A 20,713-nucleotide genomic window follows, 5' to 3' on the forward strand; every position below is an offset into this window, starting at 1 on the left:
GACGATACGCCGCTCAGGGCAAGGAGGGGTGCGCCTCGTGCGGATCACGGCGTTGCGGTATGCACAGCGCGACGGCGAGGGCGATCACGGCGGCGCCCAGGCCGAGGGCGAACGACACCTGGAATGCCGCAGGTGCCGGCACGGCCACGCCGTCGCGCTCGAGGGAGAACGCGGCGAGCACGGCGCCGATCAGTGCCGCGGCGGTGCTCGTCCCGAGCGAGCGGAACAGGGCGTTGAGCCCGTTCGATGCGCCGGTCTCGGTCGGGGGCACCGAGCGCATGATGAGCATCGGCATGCCGGCGTAGCCGAAGCCGATGCCCACGCCGATGAGGAGATTCGCCGCGAGCAGATGCCAGACCTCGGAGGCCCACACGAGGGAGAAGCCGTAGGCGAGGATCAGGGCGATCGAGCCGAGGACGAGCAGCAGGCGGGGACCGACGGTGCGCGCCAGGCGCCCCGAGAACGGCGAGAGCACCATCATCACCAGGCCCGCCGGCATGACGATGAGGCTCGCCTGCAGCAGCGTCAGCCCGAAGCCGCCGACCGCTTCGGGAAGCTCGAGCATCTGCGGATACGACACGTTCGAGGCGAAGAGCGAGAAGCCGATGGCGATCGAGGCGAGGTTCGTCAGCAGCACCGCGGGCCGGGCGGCGACGCGCAGGTCGAGCAGCGGGTCGGCGATGCGCAGCTCGAACCACCCCCACACCAGCAGCACGAGGATGCCGCCGAGGCCGCAGGCGAGGGTCGCCGCCGACGCCCAGCCCCACGTGTTCCCGCGCGAGACGGCGAGGAGCACGCCGGTCAGGCCGATCGCGAGGCCGATCGCCCCGATGAGGTCGAATCGGCCGGGGGTTCGCAGCACGCTCGGCGGAACGATGAGCACGACAAGCACGAGGACGACCGCGCCCAGGCCCGCCGACATCCAGAACAGCACGTGCCAGTCGCTCGTCTCGGTGATGAGCGCGCTCACGGGCATGCCGACGGCACCGCCGACGCCGAGGGTCGCCGACATCAGCGCGATCGCCGCGTCGACGCGGTTCTCGTGCAGCACGTCGCGCATGATCGAGATCCCGAGCGGCACGACGCCCGTCACCGCGCCCTGCAGGGCACGCCCGACGATGACGCCGACGATGTCGGTCGACAGCGCCGCGATGATCGACCCGACGATGAGCAGGACGAGCAGCACGAGCACGATGCGGCGCTTGCCGTACATGTCGCCGAGCCGCCCCGCGATCGGGGTGAAGACCGCCGCGGCGAGCAGCGTGGCGGTGACGACCCACGCCGTGTCCTCGCGGCTCGCGTCGAGCAGCTCCGGCAGCTTCGACTGGATCGGGACGACGAGTGTGAACATGAACGAGGAGGCCAGTCCCGCGATGGCCAGCACGGCGACGATCGCGCCCTGCCGCGGCATCCGGGTGAGTCTTCGTCGTTGGTCGTCGCCCGATGCCATCCCTTCAGGCTATCCGCGGCGGCGTAGGGTGGGCTCATGAGCGAGAGCGTTCCCCCGATCCCAGCCGACGTGCCCGCGGGGATCGACATCCGCCCCCTCGAGACCGTCGCCGACATCTTCGCCGGCGCCGCGGTGCTGCGCGAGGTGTGGGGCGGCGACCGCGATTCGGTGCCCACGAACCTCATGCGCGCGCTGGCCTACTCGGGCAACTACGTGGTCGGCCTCTTCGACGGCGACCGGGTCGTCGGCGCGTCGGTGGCGTTCTTCGCCGAGCCCGGAGCGCGGTCGATGCACTCGCACGTGACCGGTGTGCTGCCGGAGTACCAGCAGCAGGGGCTCGGACGCGTGCTCAAGCAGCATCAGCGGGCGTGGGCCTTCGCCCGCGAGGTCGGCACGATCACGTGGACCTTCGACCCGCTGTTCGCGCGCAACGCGCACTTCAACCTGCAGGTGCTCGGAGCCCGCATCAGCGACTACCTCGTCGACCAGTACGGCCTCATGGACGACGGCATCAACCGCGGCGAGGTCACCGACCGCCTCATGGTGACGTGGCCGCTCGCGGCGCCGCCGCAGGAGCGTCCGTCCGACGACCGGATCGTCGCGACGATCGAGGTGCCCGACGACATCCATGCCATCCGCGCCGCGTCCCCGGCCGAAGCCGACGCCTGGCGCGACCGCGTGCGCGCGCAGTTCCTCGAGCACTTCGCGGCCGGGCTCTCCGTCGGCGGCTTCGACGACCAGCGCGGCTACCTCCTCGTCCGGCCTTGACCTGACCTGACCTGCGCCCGCACCCGCAATCGCAGCCGCAACCGAGCGAGGTCCCACTCCGGCCGGGTATCAGCTCTGAGTAACCGGCCCAAGTGGGACCTCGGGGTGTGCGTCGGGGTGGCGCGGGCTACTCGGCGCCGGCGTCGCGCCAGTCGTCGGACTCCATGTGCGAGCCGGCCTGCGGCCCCATCTGCAGCATCCCGCCGTCGACGACCCACGTTGCGCCGGTGACGTACGACGAGGCCGGCGAGGCGAGGAAGGCCACCACGGCTGCGATCTCCTCGGGCTTGCCGGGGCGCGGGATCGGGATGCCGGGACGGTGGGTCTTCTCGGCCTCGTCGCCCTCCATGTCGTTGATGGGCGTCGCGATCTCGCCCGGGGCGACGGAGTTGACGGTGATGTCACGGGGGCCGAGCTCCTGCGCCATCGTCTTCACGAGGCCCTCGAGCCCGTGCTTCGAGGCGACGTAGGCGGCCGAGCCCACGCGCGGCTGCGAGCCGTGGACGCTCGTCACCGCGATGATGCGGCCGCCGTCGCCGGCATCCGCCATGAGCTTCGCGGCGGTCTGCATCCCGAGGAACGCGCCGTCGAGGTTGAGCGCGACGACCGTGCGCCAGCCGTCGAGGTCGAGGTCGAGCACGGGCCCCCCGGTGCCCCCGCCGGCGTTGTTGACGAAGACGTCGAGGCCGCCGAGGTCTGCGGCGAGCTGCTCGATGACACCGGGGACCTTCTCGAACTCGGTCGCGTCGAACTGCGCGACGACGGCCTTGCGGCCCCGGGCCCGGACACCCTCGGCGGTCTCGTTCGCGCCCTCCTCATCGGAGTGCCAGGTGACCCCGACGTCCATTCCGGCGTCGGCGAGGGCGAGGGCGGTCGCGCGGCCGATCCCCGAATCGGAAGCGGTCACGATGGCACGGCGAGGAGTGAAGGTCATGCCCTGACGCTACGAACGGACGGCGTGGCGGCGCACCCGGTTGACAAGGGCGCGCGGTAACTCCTCGGATCCGGGCGCCCGAAACCGACGGCGCCCCGTCATCACACGGGAGGTGAGACGGGGCGTCGTCGGATCTGAGGAGTCAGCGCGGGGTCACTCCGCCGGGGCCGCAGCCGGAGCAGCCGCGGCGGCGTCGTCCTCCCGCAGACCCTGGGCGACACCGCGGCCGGTTGCCTGGCCCTGGATGATCTGACGCAGGTCGATGCCGGTCGTCGCCTGCACCGCGTCGAAGGTGGCGCGCATGCTCGACGCGCTCTCCGAGGCGATGTGGCTCGACGCGCCGTCGCCGCCGAGCACCGTGATGGAACCGACCTTGTCGAAGCCGCGGGCGAACTCGGTCATCAGCGGCACGAGGGCCTCGATCGCACGCTGCGCGAGCAGGGCCTCCTGGTTCTGGGCGATGGCGGCGGCCTCGGCCTCGATCGCCTCGGCGCGGGCCTCACCCGCCAGGCGCACGGCGTCGGCCTCGGCCTGAGCACGCAGACGCGTGGCCTCGGCCTCCTGGGCGGCGATCTGGGCGCGGGCCTCAGCGGCCTTGACCTCGGCGTACGCGTCGGCGTCGGCCTTGCGCTGGCGCTCGTAGAGCGAGGCGTCGGCGACCTTCTTGATGTCGGCGTCGAGCTGGGCCTGCCGGTTCTCGGCGGCCTGCAGCAGCACGTCCTGCTCGCGCTGTGCCCGGGCGAGGGCCTCGGCCTGCTCCGCCTCGGCACGGGCGCGACCGACCTCGGCGGAGGCGGCGGCGGAGTTCTTGTCGTACGCGGTCTGCTCGATCAGGTTCGCCTCGTCGGTGGCGAGCTGACGCGCCTTGACCTCGCGGGCCGCGTTGATGCGGGCGACCTCGGCCTCGCGGCGCACGCGCTCGACCTCGGTTGCGCCGAGGGCGTCGATGTAGCCGTTCTTGTCGGTGATGCCCTGGATCTGAAACGAGTCGAGGATGAGGCCCTGGGCCAGCAGGTCGCTCTTGATGCCCTCGGCGATCTGGTCCGACAGCTTCTGGCGGTCCTTCATCAGCTGCTCGACGGTCAGCGTCGCGACGACGCCGCGGAGCGCACCCTCGAGCTGCTCGGTCGTGAACTGTTCGATCGCGCCGTCCTGCGACAGGAAGCGCTCGGCGGCGCGACGGACGAACTCCGGGTCCGAGCCGATCTTCACGAGCGCGACGCCCGCGACCATGACGGTGACGCCGTTGGATGCCTGAGCCGTGGGCTCCATCTTGATCTGACGTGCACGCAGCGAGATCATCTCGGCGCGCTGGGTCAGCGGGTTGACGAGGGCGCCGCCTCCGGTGATGACCGAGATGCGCGAGGAGTCTCCCGCCGCGTTCTTCTGGTTGCGACCGACGACGACGAGCGCCTGGTCGGCCTTGGCGACCTTGTACCAGGCCCGCACCATGACCAGCAGGAAGATGAGAAGGATGATGACGGCGATCACGGCGATGCCGCCGATCACGAGCGCGCCTCCGGCGAATAGAGCTTCCATGCTGACCTTTCCCGTGCGTAACGATGTGTCCTTCGACCGTATCGGGGTCGGCCTGCGCGGCGCGACTAGAATCGAGGATGCCGTTGTCTGCGGCATCCGCGCCGCTGGCGCATCCCGAAAACGACCATGAGGAGCCACCTGTGGCCGAGCAGTCCCGCCTCGACAAAGTCATCGCCCTCGCCCGTCACCGCGGGTTCGTCTTCCAGGCGGGGGAGATCTACGGCGGTTCGCGCTCCGCGTGGGACTACGGCCCCCTCGGCACCGAACTCAAGGAGAACATCCGCCGTCAGTGGTGGCAGACGTTCGTCCGCGGTCGCGGCGACATGGTCGGCCTCGACTCATCGATCATCCTGCCCAAGCGCGTCTGGGAGGCCTCCGGCCACGTCGCGACCTTCACCGACCCCCTGGTCGAGTGCCTGCAGTGCCACAAGCGCTTCCGCGAGGACACCCTCATCGAGGACTTCGAGGCGCGCAAGGGCCGCACGGCCGAGAACGGTCTGGCCGATGTCCCGTGCCCGAACTGCGGCACGAAGGGTCAGTACACCGAGCCCAAGTCGTTCTCGGGCCTGGTGAAGACCTACCTCGGCGTCGTCGACGACGAGACCGGCCTGTACTTCCTGCGCCCCGAGACCGCTCAGGGCATCTTCGTGAACTTCTCGAACGTTCTGACCGCGAGCCGCAAGAAGCCGCCGTTCGGCATCGGCCAGGTCGGCAAGGCGTTCCGCAACGAGATCACGCCGGGCAACTTCATCTTCCGCACGCGCGAGTTCGAGCAGATGGAGATCGAGTTCTTCACGCCGCCCGCCGAGGCGCAGCAGTGGTTCGAGCACTGGGTCGAGGCGTGCTGGAACTGGTTCATCGAGCTCGGCATCGACGCCGACAACATGCGGCGCTTCGACGTTCCCGAGGACGACCGCGCCCACTACTCCGCCGGCACGATCGACGTCGAGTACCGCTTCGGATTCCCGGGCAAGGAGTGGGGCGAGCTCATGGGCGTCGCGAACCGCACCGACTACGACCTGGGCAGCCACTCCGAGGCATCCGGTCAGTCGCTGACCTACTTCGACCAGGCCTCCGGCGAGAAGTACACGCCGTACGTCATCGAGCCGTCGTTCGGTCTGACGCGCGCGATGATGGCCTTCCTCGTCGACGCCTACGACGAGGAAGAGGTGCCGAACGCGAAGGGCGGCGTCGACACCCGCACCGTGCTGCGCCTCGACCCGCGCCTGGCTCCCGTGAAGGTGGCGGTGCTGCCGCTCAGTCGCAACGAGCGCCTGTCGCCGCTGGCGCGCGAGGTCGCCGATACCCTCCGGGGCCGCGGCTGGAACATCGACTTCGACGACGCCGGCGCGATCGGGCGCCGCTACCGCCGTCAGGACGAGGTCGGCACGCCGTTCTGCGTCACCGTCGACTTCGACTCGCTCGATGACCGCGCCGTCACGGTGCGCGACCGCGACTCGATGGCCCAGGAGCGCATCGCCCTCGACGCGCTGGAGGGCTACCTCGCCGAGCGCCTGCGCGGCGCCTGATGCACCTGCGGGCGGAGAACGTCGCGAACCTCGGAGCCATCCTGTGATGGACTCCGAGGTTCGCGCTTTTCTCCGACGTTCGTGCCCGAGGTCGAGACCGCGGGTCAGGGGGTCCGGCGACGACGGAGCGCGAGGAACAGGCCGCCGGCGGTCAGGAGGACCGCGGCCGCGAGTGCTGCGCCCCACGGCAGTTCGCCGCCGGTCGCGCTGAGGCTGCTGCCCGCACTGGCCGTGCCGCCCGCGCCGCCGCTGCCGCCCGCGCCGCCGGCCGCGCTCACGACCGTCACGGCCACACGGATGTCGTCCAACCCGGGTGAGGTGATCACGAGCGTGTGCTCGCCGACCTGGAGGTCTTGGGGGATGGCGACGACGAAGCGCACCTCGCCCGACGCGTCGGCCGCGGGGATGCCGCTGACGACGATCGGATCGCTGTAGAGCGTGGCGCCGATCTGTTGTTGCGGCTCGAGGCCCGAGACCCGCACGGGCAGCGATCCGCCCTGGGCGACACGGCCGTCGCCGACGTCGATCGTCGCCCACGCGGCGGGTTCGCCCGGTTCGCCGGGCGTGGTCACCGACTCGACGAGGTGCAGGACGCCCCACCGCGAGGTGGTCTGGTAGCCCGTTCCGGTCGGCTCGGCCCACGTGTGCACGGCGAAGCGCGACCCGCCGCGGGCGTCGTTCACCTGCGCGTCGAAGCCCTGGAAGGTGCCGGCGCCGCCGAGCGGAACGTCGCTCTGCCCGCCGGACTGGCCGACGAGGTCGATCGCCGCCTCGACGATGTACCCGTCCGCGGTGCGGGCGGTCGCGCTCTCGAGCAGTCGTGACCGCTGGAGCGCCTCGTTGCCGGTGCCGAAGGTGACGTCGCCGTCCACGGTGATTCGGATCTGCGTGTCGTTGGGACCGTACGCGCCGTTCTTCGTGTTTCCGAGGTCGAGGAAGATCTCGACGCCGTCGCGGTTCCAGGGGTCGCTGTTCGCGGTGTCGATCTCGGGGTCGACGACCTCGAACAGCGCGTAGAGCACGTTGTCGCGCCAGAGCGTGCGGACCGTCGCTCTCGCCCCGGCGGCGTCGCCCTCGACGCGCTTGGCGGTCTCGATCCGCGGCGCGGCAGCCCACGCGTCGTCCACGACCGCGTCGACCGTGATCGCCTCGGCGCGGGGGATCTCGAGGTACGACAGCTCCTCGTAGAAGGTCAGCTGACCCGTCGCGCCCGCGGAGTTCCATGATCCGGCGAGGCCGTCCGCACTGAAGACGCGCACATCGAACGCGGCTGTCGCGCCCACGGTGGGCGCCTCGTGCGGCAGCCGGACGACGGAGTAGAACGCGCCCTCGGCCTCGACGGTCCGGCCAGCGAGCGTGCCGCCGGCGCCGAAGACGGCCTGGTCGTCGCCGTAGGTGAACTCGATCCGCTCGGGCCGCGCGTTCGAGCGGACCAGCACTGTGAGATGGTCGTCGCTCCAGCGCGTCTGGAAGCCGCCGGCGTCGCCGGTGAGCGGATGCTCGGGCAGGTTGCGCCACGCGGGGGAGTCGACGATCGCCCCGTCGAGGTCGACGTCGCCGCGGAACACATCCGCGGTCGTCACGAGCGGCGGCAGGCCGTCGTCCTGGCCGATCGCGCCGTAGAACGCCGACTTCGCGCTCAGGTCGCCCGCGAACAGCAGCGGCGCCTGCTCCGAGCGCCACGAACGCGCGTCGGTGAGACCCCAGACGGTGACCGAGTAGAGCCCCTCGGATGCCGGTGCCCCGGCGTGGTAGTCGCGGAACACGTCGAACGCGTCGCGGTAGTAGTACCCCTGGCGCGCGAGGTTCGCGGCGGTGGCGGGGTTGACCGTGACGTCGAGCTCGGTGACGGCCTGCATGAGGCCGAGACCGGCGAACCGGTCGAGCGTGCTCTCGAGAGCGCTGACGGGGGTGTTGATCGAGACGTGGAACTGGTGGCCCACCCCGTCGAGCGGCGTCCCGGCATCCAGCATCCGCCGGATGAGGGCCTCGTACTGCGTGCCCTTGGCGTCCTGCTCGGTGTTGTAGTCGTTGATGAAAAGCTTCACGGGGCGGTCCGAGCCCGGGGCGGCGTAGTCGACGTTGAATGCCTGGTCGGCGAGCCGGAAGGCGAGGTGGATGAACTCCTCGCCGAGGACGTCGTGCCACCGGCTGGTCCGCAGGCCGTCGGGCGTCGCCTGGTCGGAGATGACCTCGTTGACGACGTCCCACGCGACGAGGGGATTGGTCTCGGATCCGAAGAGGCCGTAGTCGTCGGCGATCGATCGGGCGACGTCGTCGATGTGGGTCGCGAGCCGGTCGCGCAGCAGCTGCTTGTCGGCCTCCGAGTCGGCGAGCTCGCGCCCCGACGCATCCTGGAAGAACCAGTCGGGGGTCTGCGCGTGCCACAGAAGGACGTGTCCGTAGAGGCGCAGGTCGTTCGCGGCCGCGTAGTCGAGCAGCGCGGTGGCCTGCGGGTGGCGCTGGAACCGCTGCTGGTCGTCGTACCAGGCCTCGACCTTCATGTGGTTCTCGGGCGTGATCTGGTCGAAGTGGTGCCGGAGCAGGTCGGATGCCGCACCGCCGGTCTCGCGCTGATCGATCGCGACGCCGACGGGGAAGTCGGTCGTGTTCTTCAGCGGCGTGAGATCGAGGTCGCCCTCGCCGGCCTCGGGCACCGTGACCCGGACCTGATCGACGAGGAACGGCGAGGTGTTGCCGGAGTTGTACCGGGCCTCGATGTAGAGCTCGGCGGCCGCGTCGTAACCGGGGACGGTGATGTCGCCGGCGACGGTCGTCCATCCGGTCGCCGAGACGCTCTCGGCCTGCAGGAGGTTGGTGTAGGTGACCGTGCCGCCGTCGTCGGTGCGCATCGAGACGGTGAGACCCTGCCCGGGGTCCGCGCCGGGCGCGAAGCGGAGGGCCGCCGAGAATGCGTAGGTCTGCCCCGCGAGGAGGGTGTCGGTGACGTCCAGCAGGATGCCGTCGCCCTCGTGCGTCCGGTCGCTGACGAGTGCCGCGTGCGACGACTCGTCGGCTCCGCCCGGCACGACCTCGACGGTCGGGCCGGCGCCGCTCGACCCGACCCGCGGCTGCCAGGCGCCGAGGGAACCGTCGTCGAACGTGCTCTCGATCAGGACGGTGCCGGGGGCTTGGGGACCGGTTCCGGGTTCCGTGCCCGGACCGCCGGACGTCGCCGTGACGGTGACGTCATCGACGAGGTAGGTGTACGCGGCCGTTCCGGCGATGTCGCCCGTGCCGAGGTACAGCCGCACGTCGTCGGTGGTGGCCGGCGACGTCCAGGTCCCCGTGACGGTCGTCCAGTCGTCGGCCGTGATGGTCGTGTTGCCGATCCAGGTGTATCCGGGGACGCCGACCCAGCGCGCCTGCGTGTCGGGCGTGCCGGCGGCGAGACGCAGGCGCGCGCTGACGGTGTATTCGGTCTCGGGCTCGAGGACGCCCGCCGCGGTCTGGATGCCGACGTAGTCGGCGTCGCGGTCCCGTACGACGAGGGCTCCGTCGGCGTAGCCGAGGGTCGAGCCGTCGCCGCCGCTCTGCGTCAGCCCGTCGCCGAGTGAGGGGGTCGAGAAATCGTTGGCGATGACGGGGGCGGCGGCCGTGGGGGCCGCGGCGGCTCCCGTCGCGGCGAGCAGCGGTGCGGCGAGGGCCGCGGTCGCCGCGACTGCCAGTATTCGGGGTCGACGAATTCGCATGGTTCGAGCGCTCCTTTGCGCAGACCGGGGGAACGGATTGTCGACTACTCAAACATATCCGCCGCGTTCCGCCAGCCTTTTCGAAAACCCCCGATGATCAGGAGCTCGCAGCCTCCTTCGCAGCGGCTTTCGCCGCGCGCTTGTACTCGCGCACCTTCGTCAGCGACTCGGGCGAGACGATGTCGGCCACCGAGCGGAAGGAGCCCTCGTCGCCGTAGGAGCCCGCCGCCTCGCGCCATCCGCTGCCCGCGAAGCCGTACTGCTTGCCCAGGAGCGCGAGGAAGATCTTCGCCTTCTGCTCGCCGAAGCCGGGAAGCGCCTTGAGCCGCTTCAGGACGGTGGGTCCATCCGGGTCGCCGGAGGTCCAGATCGCCGAGGCGTCGCCACCCCAGTCGTCCACGATCGTCTGGCAGAGCGTCTGCACGCGGCCTGCCATCGACCCGGGGAACCGGTGCACGGCGGGCGTCTGGCGGAAGACCTCGACGAACTCCTCGGGGTCGTATCCCGCGATCGTCGCCGCGTCGACCGACCCCGCGCGCTCGCGGATCTTCAGCGGGCCCGTGAACGCCGTCTCCATGGCGATCTGCTGGTCGAGCAGCATCCCGATCAGCAGCGCGAGCGGGTTCTCGGTCAGCAGCTGATCGGCGGCGTCGTCGTCGGTGATGTGCAGGCTCATGCTCCCCATGTTCTCATCGGCGAGACGGCAGGATGGGGGGATGACGGATCTCGTGACGCACGCCCACGACACCCGGGTCGTCGTGGTCGGCGGCGGAATGGCGGGTGTCGTTGCGGCTCTGGAGTGCGCGCGACTCGGCCTGCGGGTCACGCTGATCGAGGCCGGGCCGCATCTCGGCGGCTCGCTCGACCGCGCGGCGCTGGGCGACCTGACGGTGGATGCCGCGGCCGACGGCCTGCCGGCGTCGGCGAAGACCCTCGCGACCCTGATCGACGAGGTCGGGCTGACCGGCGACCTCGAGACCGCCCGCGACGACGAGCTCTGGCTCGGTGCCGGCCCGAACGGGCCCGCGCCGGCACCTGCCGAGACCGTGCTCGGCATCCCCGCCAATCCGTGGGCGGAGGACGTGCGGCGGCACATCGAGACCCGGGGTGCCTGGCGGGCCTATCTCGACCGCGTTCGCCCGCCCCTGACCGTCGGGCGTCGCCGCAGCCTGGGCGAGCTCGTGTCGTCGCGCATGGGCGAGCGCGTGCGCGACCGCCTCGTGGCGCCCTACGTGCTCGCCGTACACGGCGTCGCACCCGAGTTCATCGACGTCGACGCCGCCGCACCGTCGCTCAACCCCGCGCTCACCCGGACCGGCTCGCTCAGCGGCGCGGTCGCGCAGACCCTGCGCGCCGGTTCACCCCGTCGTCAGGCTCCGCGCGGCGGGCTGTTCCGCCTGATCGATGCCCTCGACGCTCGCCTGCGGGACTTCGACGTCGACATCCGCACCGGCGCGGCCGTGACGGAGATCCGTCGCGAGCGCGCCACCTGGCTCGTGCGTGCCGAAGGCGTCGAAGAGCCCGTGCCTGCCGACCTGCTGATCGTCGCGGCAGACGAAGACACCGCTCGACGGCTGCTCGCCCCGCACGTCGAGCTTCCCGAGAGCGCCGAGCCGCGCCCGCAGCCGTTGGATGTCGTGCTGCTGCGCATCGCCGGAGTCGACCTGCCCGGTCGCGGGTCACTCGTCATCGGCCCCGGGGCAGAGCCGGTCACCGTGCGTCCGATCTCGCAGACGTGGCCCTGGATCGGCGCGGCGCTGCCCGAGGGCGAGCACATCCTCCGGGTGACCGTTCCCGACACCGACGCGCCCGATGCGGATGTCGTCGAGACCGCGCGCATCGCGGCATCCGAGCTGAGCGGAGCAGCGATCCCGGCGGATGCCGTCCGCGCCTCGGCGCGCATCACCTACTCCCGCGCGGCACCGGCGTCGTTGCTCGGTCATGACGAGGCGGTCCAGAGCATCCGGTCCCGCGCGCGCTCGGTTCCGGGGCTCGCGCTCGTGGGCGGGTGGCTGTCGGGGAACAGTCTCGAGCGGGTCGCCGCCGACGCGATCGCCGAGGCCGACGCGGCGCGCCACGCGGTGCTGTGGCGCGGGGTCGATCCGGCATGATAGTCGGCTCCGCCCGGTTACGGGAGTGGATACCTGAGGCGGCATACGGCGATAGCCTGGGACCACGCAGCAACGTCGAACGTGAGGAGACCCCATGAGGGGCAAGATTGGCATCGCCGTCGGACTCGCCGCGGGCTACGTGCTCGGGGCACGCGCCGGGCGTCAGCGCTACGAGCAGATCAAAGAGAAGGCCCAGCAGGTCTGGGAGCTCGATCCCGTGCAGAAGCAGGTGGGCAAGGTCACCGAGCTCGGCAAGTCAGCCGCCCTCGCCGTGCCCAGCGTCGTCTGGGACAGCGCGAAGAAGGTTGTGAAGGCCGCGAGCAAGAGCGGCACTCCCGGCGAGAAGCTCGACGCGGCCGTCTCCGAGGGCGAGAAGGCCGCCGGTGACGTGCGCAAGGCCGCTGAACGCGACGCACGCAAGGTCGCCGACGCGAGCGCCGTGGCGGACAGCTGAGATGAGCACGCCCCGCGGATTCCGCGACCGCGCCGACGACAGCCTGTTCACCCTGATCGGCGAGATCCCCGAGCTGGTCCGCAACCTCGTCGTCGCCGAGATCGACTCGGCGAAGGCCTGGGCCAAGAAGACGGGAAAGGATGCCGGCCTCGGCGGCGTCTGGTTCATCGTCGCGCTGTTCTTCCTCTTCTGGACGATCCCGGCCATCGGCGCCTTCGCGATCATCGGACTGTCGTCGTGGCTGCCCGCCTGGGCGGCGTCGCTCATCGTGATCGGGATCCTGCTCGTGATCGCCGCCGTGTTCGCGGTGCTGGGCCTCCTGCGCTTCAAGCGCCTGAGCTCGCGCCAGAACCCCGCCCAGGCGATCTCCACCGACGCCAAGATCGTGAAGGAAGTGGCCGATGAGTTCTGAGCTCCCCGACACCGCCGTACCGCTGGGCATCACCGATCCGGTCGAGAAGGCGCGCGCCGAGCTGAAGGCCGCGCTCGCCGCGATCGAGCACAAGGCGAACCTCCCCAAGCGCGCCGTCATCGCCACCGACCGAGCCAGCCGCGAGGCGCGCGCATACGCGCAGCGCAACCCCGCCGGGGCGACCGCGGCAGCGGTCGGCGTCGCCGTCGCGGTGGGCGCCGTGGTCTGGGGCATCGCCCGACTGATCGCGCGCTGACGCCGTCGGGTCCGCCCAGCGGGCGGGAGGCGAGCCGTTCTCGGCTAACCGAGTCCGGATCGATACTTCCCGCCGCCGCCTCGCGTCCGCAGCGGAGTATGCTCGGACAACGAGGCAGCGGCGATGGAGCGAATGCTGCCGATGTTGCGCATCCGGGCCTGCACCGCCCGGAGAAGGAACGTGCGTCGGCCGCTCTTCCGGGGGCGGTGGCGCCTCATGAGAGCCACCATATGCATGTCGAGCCCGGCCCCGAGCCGCAGAAGCCCCTTCGAGGGTGGCGCGTGCTCGTGCCGCGCGGAGGCCCGTGGGGAGACCAGGTCGCGGCTCTCCTGCGTTCGCAGGGCGCTACGCCGGTCATCGCGCCGCTCGTCAACTTCGCGCCCACGACCGATGTCGCCGATCTCGAGGGGGCACTCGCCGAGCTCGCGGCGGGAGCCTTCGACTGGATCACTCTGACCAGCGCGACCACCGTCGACGTGCTCTACGCCTACCGGGCGGAGATCCCGGCGCACACCCGCGTCGCCGCCGTGGGCGAGACCACGGCCGCCGCGCTGACCGCCGTCGGGTACCGCGTCGATCTCGTGCCGGACGAAGACGATTCGGCGGCGGGGCTGGCCGAGCAGATCCTTGCCATCGAGGCCGAGCCCACGCGCGTCCTCGCGCTGCGCAGCGAGGTGGCCAAGCCCGTCCTCACCCGGATGCTCGTCGAAGCTGGTCACGATGTCCGCAGCGTCGTGGCCTACCGGACCGTCGGCGTCCCGGTGACCGAGCGCATCGCCGCCGATGTCGCGAGCGGGCGCATCAACGCCGTGCTCGTGACCAGCGGCTCCGTCGCCGAGCAGGTCAGCGAGCAGTTCCCCGACCTTCCCGCCTCGACCCTGATCGCGGCGATCGGTCCCCGAACCGCACGAGACGCGCGCAAGCTCGGTCTCGCCGTCGACGTGGTCGCGGCCGAGACGACGATCTCGTCGCTCATCGATGCGATCGCACGCCAGCCATCGCCGGCATCCGACGCTCCCGCGTCGTGACGTGATCGTGGCGGCGATCGTTGCCGGTCTGTGAGCATTTCGTGAGCGTCCGACTGGCAGACTGAGATGCATGGTGACGCTTCTGCTCGACTCCGCTCAGCTCGAAGTGGTGCTGTCGGCGACCGAGCGTGCCGCGGCATTCCGTCAGCGGAATGTCCTGGTGTCACGAGAGAACATCGCGCGCGTCCAGCTGACGGATGACGCGTGGTCGTGGCTGCGCGGCGTGCCGCGCCCGGGGCTTCTGGTGCCCGCGGTCATCGCGGCAGGTTCCTTCGAGTCGGCCGGCGGCACCGACTTCGTGCTCGTCCGGCGTCGCCGGCCGTCGGTCGTGGTCGATCTCGAGGGCGACGACGAGTTCCAGCGGCTGATCCTGACGACCCGGCACGGGGTCGCGCTCGTGCGTGCCCTGCGCCTCGAGGTTGAGAACGAGCCCGCAGACGTCGCGGACCTGGTCGATCAGGCGACGTCGCGCCGCCACGACACGGCGTAGCCGATCACAGCGAACACGACCGCGTAGGCCGCGAGCACGAGCCCGCCCGCCCACCACTCCAGCGGCTGACCGGCGCTGCCGCCCATGGCCGCGTAGATGCTGTCGCCCGCGAGCGCATCCGAGGCGGCGCCCGGAAGGAAGCGCACGACGTCGGCCAGCCCATCGACCATGCTCGCTCCCACGCGGGCGATCGGCTCGACGAACTGGGTGAAGGCGAGGATGCCGACGACGGCGGCGATCTGGTTGCGGATGAGGGTGCCGAGCGCGATGCCCACGAGCACCCAGAGCACGAGGGCGAGCAGCATCCGTCCGAGGAACGCCCAGGTCTCAGGGCGTCCGAGCTGCGGGTCGACGCCGAACAGCGCCAGCATCCCCCCGCCCGCGGCGACCGTCGACCCGACGGCGGCGACGCCGAACACGAGACCCATCACGACGCCGGCGATCATCTTGGCGGCCAGCGCGACGCCGCGCCGGGGCGTGGCCAGGAAGGTCGGTGTCAGGGTCTTGTGGCGGTACTCGCCGGTCACCAGCAGCGAGCCCACGACGAGCGGGAAGACGTATCCCATGGCGGTCGCGAGCCCGTAGATGAGGCTCGGCAGTCGGTCGCCGAGCCCGGTCGGCAACGACGTGGTGCCGGGGAGGGAACCGTTCTCGCCGGCCGCGAAGACGGCGGCCATGCCCCCGGCCGTTCCGCCGATGTACAGGATGAGCACGATCAGGAGCACCCACCAGACCGAGGTGGAGAACTGCTTCGTCAGTTCCGATCGGGTCGCGTTCACGAGGTTCATCGCGTCTCCTCCCCGGTGGCGGCCGACGGGTGCACGCGCGCGCCGCTCACCAGTTCGAGGAAGACCTCTTCGAACGCCGGGCCCTTCCGTTGCAGCGCGGTCAGGGCGATGCCGGCGTCGGCGGCGATGCGTCCGACCGTCGGGGCGTCGGCTCCGCGCACGGCGAGGCCGGTGCGACGCTCGTCGCTTTCGAAGCCGGCGGCCGAGATGGCGCGGCGGAGCGCCTCGCGGTCTTCGGCGTCGACGACGGTCGCGATCTCGTCCTGCGGCACGACGTGCTCGATGCCGCCCTGGTAGACGAGGCGGCCGCGCGTGATGATCATGAGCGAATCGACCGACTGCTGCACCTCCGCGAGCAGGTGCGACGAGACCAGAACGGTGCGTCCCTCGGCGGCGAGGTCTCGGAGGAAGCGGCGGATCCAGCGGATGCCCTCGGGGTCGAGTCCGTTCGTCGGCTCGTCGAGGACCAGGACGCCGGGGTCGCCCAGCAGTGCGTAGGCGAGGCCGAGGCGCTGCCGCATCCCGAGCGAGAACCCGCCGACCTTCCGCCCGGCGACGTCGCCGAGACCGACGATGCCGAGGGCGTCATCGACGCGGGACGCGGGGATCCCGGCGGCGTGCGCGTAGACCCGCAGGTGCGCCGCCGCCGATCGGCCGGGGTGGAAGCTCGACGACTCGAGAACGGCGCCGACGGTCTGCAGCGGGTGCTTCAGATCGCGGTAGCGCTGCCCGCCGATCGTCGCCGAGCCCGACGTCGGGGCGATGAGGCCCAGGAGCATACGCAGCGTCGTGGTCTTGCCGGCGCCGTTGGGCCCGAGGAAGCCGGTGACCGCGCCGGGTTCGACCCGCGCCGTCAGACCGTCGACCGCCGCGACGGGGCCGAAACGTTTGGCCACGTCGGTGAACTCCAGCACCTGTCCGTCCGCCATCGCGCCCCCTCTCGCCGGGTGGTTCGGCTCCCATCCTGCCCGACACGCCGCGTTCACCGCGAACTCCGGGCGGTAGCGTGGCGAGGGTGACCGACGCCGCAGCATCCGATTCGCGTGTCCGGGCCCGTGTCGATCGTGCGCTGGGACACCTCACGCTCGACCGCCCGCGAGCCATCAACGCCCTCGATCTCGGCATGATCGAGAACCTCGCCGCCGCGCTCGACGCGTGGGAGCACGACCCGAGTGTGGATGCCGTGCTGCTCGACGGTGCAGGGGAGCGCGGGCTGTGCGCAGGCGGCGACGTCCGCGGCCTGTACGACCAGATTGTCGCGGGCGATGTGGCCGAGACGGCCCACTTCTTCCGTGCCGAGTATGCGCTCAACGCGCGCATCGCCGCGTATCCGAAGCCCGTTGTCGTCTTCGCCGACGGCGTGACGATGGGAGGCGGCATCGGGCTCGCCGGCCATGCGGCGGTGCGCGTGGTGACCGAACGGTCGCGCCTCGCGATGCCCGAAGTCCGCATCGGGTTCACCCCCGACGTCGGCGGGAGCCTGCTGCTCGCCCGCGCGCCGGGTCGTGTGGGGGAGTTCCTCGCCCTGACCGGCGAGTCGATGGACGCCGCCGACGCGATCTACGCCGGTTTCGCCGACCACCTCGTTCCCTCCGAGCGGCTCGACGATCTGCGCGACGCTCTCGTCAGCCGCGCCGATCCGCAGACCGCGACCGAGCTCGTCCTCCTGTTCGACGAGACCGCCGGGCCCGCTCGCCTCGAGGCCGCCCGGCCCTGGATCGACGACGCCTTCGCCGCCGATTCGGTCGCCGAGATCATCGGACGGTTGCGGGATCGGGCCGAGCCGGACGCGCGAGCGACGGCGGAGCTGCTCGAGACCCTTCCGCCGACCGCTCTCGCCGTGACGCTCGCGGCCGTCCGCGCAGCGCGCGAGCGGAACGAGCTCCGGGCCGTCCTGGCGCAGGAGTACGGTCTCGTGCTCTGGTTCGCCACGACGCAGCCCGACCTCGTCGAGGGCATTCGCGCTCGCCTCGTCGACAAGGACGGGGCTCCCTCGTGGTCACCGGCATCCCGCGACGATCTCGCCCCGGATGTCGTGACGCAGGCGTTCGCATTCGAGCCGGCACTCGCCCTATGGACTGACTGAGTTCGCGCGTCCGTCCGGGCCGCACCTCCGGGCAAGGTAATAGTCTCGGGATGCTGTGCGTCCGCGCCGTCCCGGGGCAGCGCCGCACGAGGGAGGGTTCGTGTTCGACAGTCCGCTGTCCGCCTCTGCGTACGACGTGCTCGGGGTCGCGCCCGACGTCGACGACGAGGAGCTCCGCCGCGCCTACCGCCTCCGGCTGCGGCAGACGCACCCCGACACCGGCGGCGACGCCGTGACGTTCGTGCAGGTGCAGCGCGCATGGGACCTCGTCGGCACGGCCGCTGCCCGGGCCGCCTACGACCGCGGTCACGGTTTCGCCGACGCACCGACGTTCTCGCCCGATGCGCCGACGTGGCGGCCGCCGCAGCGACCCGCCGACACGCGCCCGCGGGCGCGGTCGTTCGGTCAGCCCGGCGGCTGGCGTCGCGAGCGCTACCTGACCCTCATCCGGGAGTGGGTGGGACGCGGCGCACCGGTCGAGGACCCCTATGACCCCGCCCTCGTCCGCACCGCGCCGCACGAGATCAGGCGGCTGCTGGCCGACGCGCTCGCCGAGGAGGCGACCGCCCGGGTCGTCGCCGACCTCGGCATGGGATACACGGTCTGGCACGACGTCGCCGCCGATCCGCGGGATCCCGAGGCGAAGCTCGACCACGTCGTGCTCGGGCCCTCGGGGCTCTACGCCGTGCTGTCCGAGGACTTCGGCACCCCCGTGCGCACCCGGCGGGGCGAGCTGATCGGCGAGGGCGTCGACTCGCCGATCGCGACGCTCGTGCATCGGGCGCGCGCGCTCAGCCGCGCGGCTCGCGTGAAGTTCAGCGGCGCGATCGTCGTCCTCCCCGACGACGACGTCGTGCAGGCCATCGAGGAGCTCGGACGTGTGCGCGGGCTCGCGATCGCCGTGGTCGGCCGCTCCGCGCTCGCCACCGTGCTGCGCCGGGGCGTCGCCGGGGCGCGCGAGATCGGCGGCAACGAGCTCTTCGACGTCCGCACCCGCCTGCAGCAGACCGTCCGCTTCGTGTGACGCGTGCTCGCGCGTCGCGAGGTCAGTCCGCGAGGCCCCACAGCTGCAGCGGGTGGCTGAGGCGCCACCAGACGTCCGGGTCGGGGATGTCTGTGGTCAGGCGCAGGGCCGTGGTCGCCGTGCCCAGCGGACCGGTGAGCGTCAGCTCGCCGGCCTCGTCGCCGGCGCCGCGCGAATCGCCGAGCTCGACGTTCGCGGCGGCCTGAGACGACTGCGTGTTCCACAGTGCGACACGGATGTCGGACTCGGTGACGATCTCGGAGGTCGCGCCCCACGCGGTCGTCGCGGTTCCCGCGACGGTTCCCGCGGGGAGAGCCGGTGAGGCCGCGATCTCGCTGATCGTGCGATCGAGCAGCGCGGCCGTCGCGGAGTGGCGGGTCTCGTCGTCGGGCTGATCGAGGGCGGTCGCGTAGACGCGGACGTTGACGCCGTCGACGTCGGTGTCCTTCGCGGCGACGAGGTTGTACGAGCCGAACAGGCTGCCCGTCTTGACTCCGACGACCGCGGGGTCGGCGAGCAGAGCGTTGGTGTTCTCCACGAATCCGGCGCCCGGGAGCTCGGCGGAGCGCTGCCCGACGATGCCCGAGATGACGGGGTTCGACATCGCGGTTTCGGCGAGGGTGATCACGGATGCCGGTGCCGCCGTGTTCTCCGGGTCGATACCGCTCGAATCGACGACGGTGACGCCGCCCAGGCCATGCGCCTGCAACCAGGCGTTCGCCGCTTCGACGTAGGCGTCCTCGTCGGGCCAGAGCTCGGACACGAGCCGGTCGGCGTAGTTGTTCGCCGACCCGATCAGCACTCCCTGGAGCAGCTGGTACTGCGTGAGGACACCGTCGACGGGAACGTCGAGCGCCGACTGGTCGTCGGCGAGGTAGGCGCGGTACTCCCGGCGGTCGGCGGAGGTGAACGCGAATTCCGGGCCCTGCTCGCCGTCGGCGAGCGGCATCCGATCGAGCACGACGAGGGCGGTGACGAGTTTCGTGATGCTCGCGATCGACTCCGGCTCGCCGGATGATGCCGACACTGCCGCGAAGCCGCCGACGGCCGTGGCGCCGGCGCCCTCGGCCGGCCACGCGGGCTGCGCGACGGGCGCGGCGGGCGCCGAGAGGGCGGCCGGCAGGATGTCGGGCGCGACGGCGTCGAGCGGCCACAGCAGCGTCGCCGCCGTGTATCCGCCCACGGTGAGCGCGGCGACCCCCAGCGTCGAGAGCACGGCCGGTGCGGCCGAGCGTCGAGGGGGCTCGGTGAGCAGCTCGGCGTGCGCGAGCGTGTACGGTCCCGCTGAAGCGGCGGCGTCACGACGGTCGTTCCCGCTGGCGACGGCATCGTCGTCGAGCCACGCGAGGGCGACGCGCGGGGCGGGAGAGGTCACCCGCCCAACGTACAACGCGCGTGCGCCGATATACTTCATCGACAACCACGGGAGTCCGGTGAGCCGGGCTGAGAGGAAGCGATCCACGCTTCGACCGTCGAACCTGATCCGGATCATGCCGGCGCAGGGAGGAGAGAGAATGCACGCTGCTGCGTCCACCACCGAGTCCGATCGTCGTACCGGGCGCACGCCCGGCCGCTTCCGCTGGCGCGTCGTCGACATCGTCATCGCGAGCGTCATCGGCGTCGCCTGCGCCGCGGTGTTCCTGCTGTGGAACGTCGCCTATCAGGGACCGTCCGCCGCGCTGACGCCGTTGCTCCCCGGCCTGCAGGGGCTGCTCGCGGGACCCTGGCTCATCGCCGGAGTGCTCGGCGGCCTCATCATCCGCAAACCCGGTGCGGCGCTGTACACCGAGCTGCTCGCAGCGGTGATCTCGGCGCTCGTCGGCAACCAGTGGGGTCCGCTCACGATCGTCTCCGGCCTCGTGCAGGGACTCGGCGCAGAGCTGATCTTCCTCGTCTTCCTCTACGCGTCGTGGCGTCTTCCGGTCGCGCTCCTCGCGGGCGCCGGGGCGGGCCTCGCCGGCGGCATCAACGACCGCGTCCTCTGGTACCCCGGTGCCGACACGCTGTTCACGTCGGTCTACATCGCCTCGACGACGGTCTCGGGCGCGGTCATCGCCGGCCTCGGCGGGTGGCTCATCACGCGTGCCCTGGCGCGGACGGGAGCCCTGAGCAGGTTCGCGGCCGGGCGCGAAGCCACCGCCCGCGTCTGACG

19 protein-coding genes and 1 riboswitch are annotated in these 20,713 nt (G+C 71.5%); of the genes, 11 read left to right on the forward strand and 8 right to left on the reverse strand.

Features of this window, described 5'->3' with window-relative positions; all coding sequences use genetic code 11:
- Positions 1-13: 13 nt before the first annotated feature.
- Positions 14-1,411, reverse strand: coding sequence for an MFS transporter (locus C1N74_RS02090; RefSeq protein WP_064956345.1), 1,398 nt, complete (start codon positions 1,409-1,411; stop codon positions 14-16).
- A gap of 75 nt (positions 1,412-1,486) precedes the next feature.
- On the opposite strand from C1N74_RS02090, the gene C1N74_RS02095 reads away from it, so the two are divergent.
- Entirely contained in the window at positions 1,487-2,218 is a 732-nt protein-coding gene (locus C1N74_RS02095; protein WP_064956344.1) for a GNAT family N-acetyltransferase, read from the forward strand.
- Positions 2,219-2,345: 127 nt separating this feature from the next.
- On the opposite strand, the gene C1N74_RS02100 is transcribed toward C1N74_RS02095, so the two are convergent.
- The gene (locus C1N74_RS02100; RefSeq protein ID WP_023952758.1) at positions 2,346-3,152 is read right to left on the reverse strand and encodes an SDR family oxidoreductase; all 807 of its coding nucleotides are present in this window, start codon (positions 3,150-3,152) and stop codon (positions 2,346-2,348) included.
- Between the two features lie 153 nt (positions 3,153-3,305).
- Positions 3,306-4,691 (reverse strand): flotillin family protein, encoded by a 1,386-nt coding sequence (locus C1N74_RS02105; RefSeq protein WP_071918611.1) that lies wholly within the window; start codon positions 4,689-4,691, stop codon positions 3,306-3,308.
- Positions 4,692-4,831: 140 nt separating this feature from the next.
- Here C1N74_RS02105 and C1N74_RS02110 point away from each other — a divergent pair, with 140 nt between their 5' ends.
- A complete protein-coding gene (locus C1N74_RS02110) occupies positions 4,832-6,220 on the forward strand; it encodes a glycine--tRNA ligase (RefSeq protein WP_023952754.1) in 1,389 nt (462 codons plus the stop codon).
- Positions 6,221-6,324: 104 nt separating this feature from the next.
- Here the strand turns inward: C1N74_RS02110 and C1N74_RS02115 are convergent, their stop codons facing one another.
- On the reverse strand, positions 6,325-9,912 hold the full coding sequence (locus tag C1N74_RS02115; RefSeq protein WP_137749867.1) for an endo-1,4-beta-xylanase: 3,588 nt from the start codon (positions 9,910-9,912) through the stop codon (positions 6,325-6,327).
- Positions 9,913-10,009: 97 nt separating this feature from the next.
- The gene (locus tag C1N74_RS02120; RefSeq protein WP_064956431.1) at positions 10,010-10,588 is read right to left on the reverse strand and encodes an HhH-GPD-type base excision DNA repair protein; all 579 of its coding nucleotides are present in this window, start codon (positions 10,586-10,588) and stop codon (positions 10,010-10,012) included.
- Between the two features lie 40 nt (positions 10,589-10,628).
- Here C1N74_RS02120 and C1N74_RS02125 point away from each other — a divergent pair, with 40 nt between their 5' ends.
- From C1N74_RS02125 to C1N74_RS02150, 6 genes are all read left to right on the forward strand, one after another.
- Positions 10,629-12,023 (forward strand): NAD(P)/FAD-dependent oxidoreductase, encoded by a 1,395-nt coding sequence (locus C1N74_RS02125; protein WP_181405572.1) that lies wholly within the window; start codon positions 10,629-10,631, stop codon positions 12,021-12,023.
- A 94-nt stretch (positions 12,024-12,117) separates the two neighbouring features.
- Positions 12,118-12,477 (forward strand): hypothetical protein, encoded by a 360-nt coding sequence (locus tag C1N74_RS02130; protein WP_023952746.1) that lies wholly within the window; start codon positions 12,118-12,120, stop codon positions 12,475-12,477.
- Position 12,478: 1 nt separating this feature from the next.
- Positions 12,479-12,889 carry a phage holin family protein gene (locus tag C1N74_RS02135; RefSeq protein WP_023952744.1) on the forward strand — a complete coding sequence of 137 codons (411 nt, stop codon included), beginning with the start codon at positions 12,479-12,481 and terminating at the stop codon, positions 12,887-12,889.
- Complete coding sequence (locus tag C1N74_RS02140) at positions 12,879-13,145, forward strand: hypothetical protein (protein ID WP_023952742.1); 267 nt, start codon at positions 12,879-12,881, stop codon at positions 13,143-13,145. Before C1N74_RS02135 ends, C1N74_RS02140 begins: the two co-directional genes overlap by 11 nt.
- 230 nt (positions 13,146-13,375) lie before the next feature.
- Positions 13,376-14,173 carry a uroporphyrinogen-III synthase gene (locus C1N74_RS02145; protein ID WP_023952740.1) on the forward strand — a complete coding sequence of 266 codons (798 nt, stop codon included), beginning with the start codon at positions 13,376-13,378 and terminating at the stop codon, positions 14,171-14,173.
- A 70-nt stretch (positions 14,174-14,243) separates the two neighbouring features.
- Positions 14,244-14,663 carry a hypothetical protein gene (locus C1N74_RS02150; protein ID WP_023952739.1) on the forward strand — a complete coding sequence of 140 codons (420 nt, stop codon included), beginning with the start codon at positions 14,244-14,246 and terminating at the stop codon, positions 14,661-14,663.
- Here the strand turns inward: C1N74_RS02150 and C1N74_RS02155 are convergent.
- Both C1N74_RS02155 and C1N74_RS02160 read right to left on the reverse strand, forming a co-directional pair.
- Positions 14,630-15,451 (reverse strand): ABC transporter permease subunit, encoded by an 822-nt coding sequence (locus C1N74_RS02155; RefSeq protein ID WP_023952738.1) that lies wholly within the window; start codon positions 15,449-15,451, stop codon positions 14,630-14,632. The genes C1N74_RS02150 and C1N74_RS02155 overlap by 34 nt on opposite strands.
- The gene (locus tag C1N74_RS02160; protein ID WP_064956339.1) at positions 15,448-16,380 is read right to left on the reverse strand and encodes an ATP-binding cassette domain-containing protein; all 933 of its coding nucleotides are present in this window, start codon (positions 16,378-16,380) and stop codon (positions 15,448-15,450) included. Before C1N74_RS02160 ends, C1N74_RS02155 begins: the two co-directional genes overlap by 4 nt.
- A gap of 86 nt (positions 16,381-16,466) precedes the next feature.
- On the opposite strand from C1N74_RS02160, the gene C1N74_RS02165 reads away from it, so the two are divergent.
- Both C1N74_RS02165 and C1N74_RS02170 read left to right on the forward strand, forming a co-directional pair.
- On the forward strand, positions 16,467-17,537 hold the full coding sequence (locus C1N74_RS02165) for an enoyl-CoA hydratase/isomerase family protein (RefSeq protein WP_023952736.1): 1,071 nt from the start codon (positions 16,467-16,469) through the stop codon (positions 17,535-17,537).
- A gap of 100 nt (positions 17,538-17,637) precedes the next feature.
- Positions 17,638-18,561 (forward strand): DnaJ domain-containing protein, encoded by a 924-nt coding sequence (locus C1N74_RS02170; protein WP_023952735.1) that lies wholly within the window; start codon positions 17,638-17,640, stop codon positions 18,559-18,561.
- Positions 18,562-18,583: 22 nt separating this feature from the next.
- Here the strand turns inward: C1N74_RS02170 and C1N74_RS02175 are convergent, their stop codons facing one another.
- Positions 18,584-19,936: a D-alanyl-D-alanine carboxypeptidase gene (locus C1N74_RS02175; protein ID WP_023952731.1), complete on the reverse strand. Its 1,353-nt coding sequence runs from the start codon at positions 19,934-19,936 to the stop codon at positions 18,584-18,586.
- A 37-nt stretch (positions 19,937-19,973) separates the two neighbouring features.
- Positions 19,974-20,083: riboswitch (TPP riboswitch) on the forward strand.
- Between C1N74_RS02175 and C1N74_RS02180 the strand changes: the two genes are divergently transcribed.
- A complete protein-coding gene (locus C1N74_RS02180) occupies positions 20,076-20,711 on the forward strand; it encodes an ECF transporter S component (protein ID WP_023952729.1) in 636 nt (211 codons plus the stop codon). Its footprint overlaps the riboswitch before it by 8 nt.
- The last annotated feature ends 2 nt before the right edge of the window (positions 20,712-20,713 follow it).

Source organism: Microbacterium sp. SGAir0570 (genome assembly GCF_005491085.2).
Classification (GTDB): domain Bacteria; phylum Actinomycetota; class Actinomycetes; order Actinomycetales; family Microbacteriaceae; genus Microbacterium; species Microbacterium arborescens.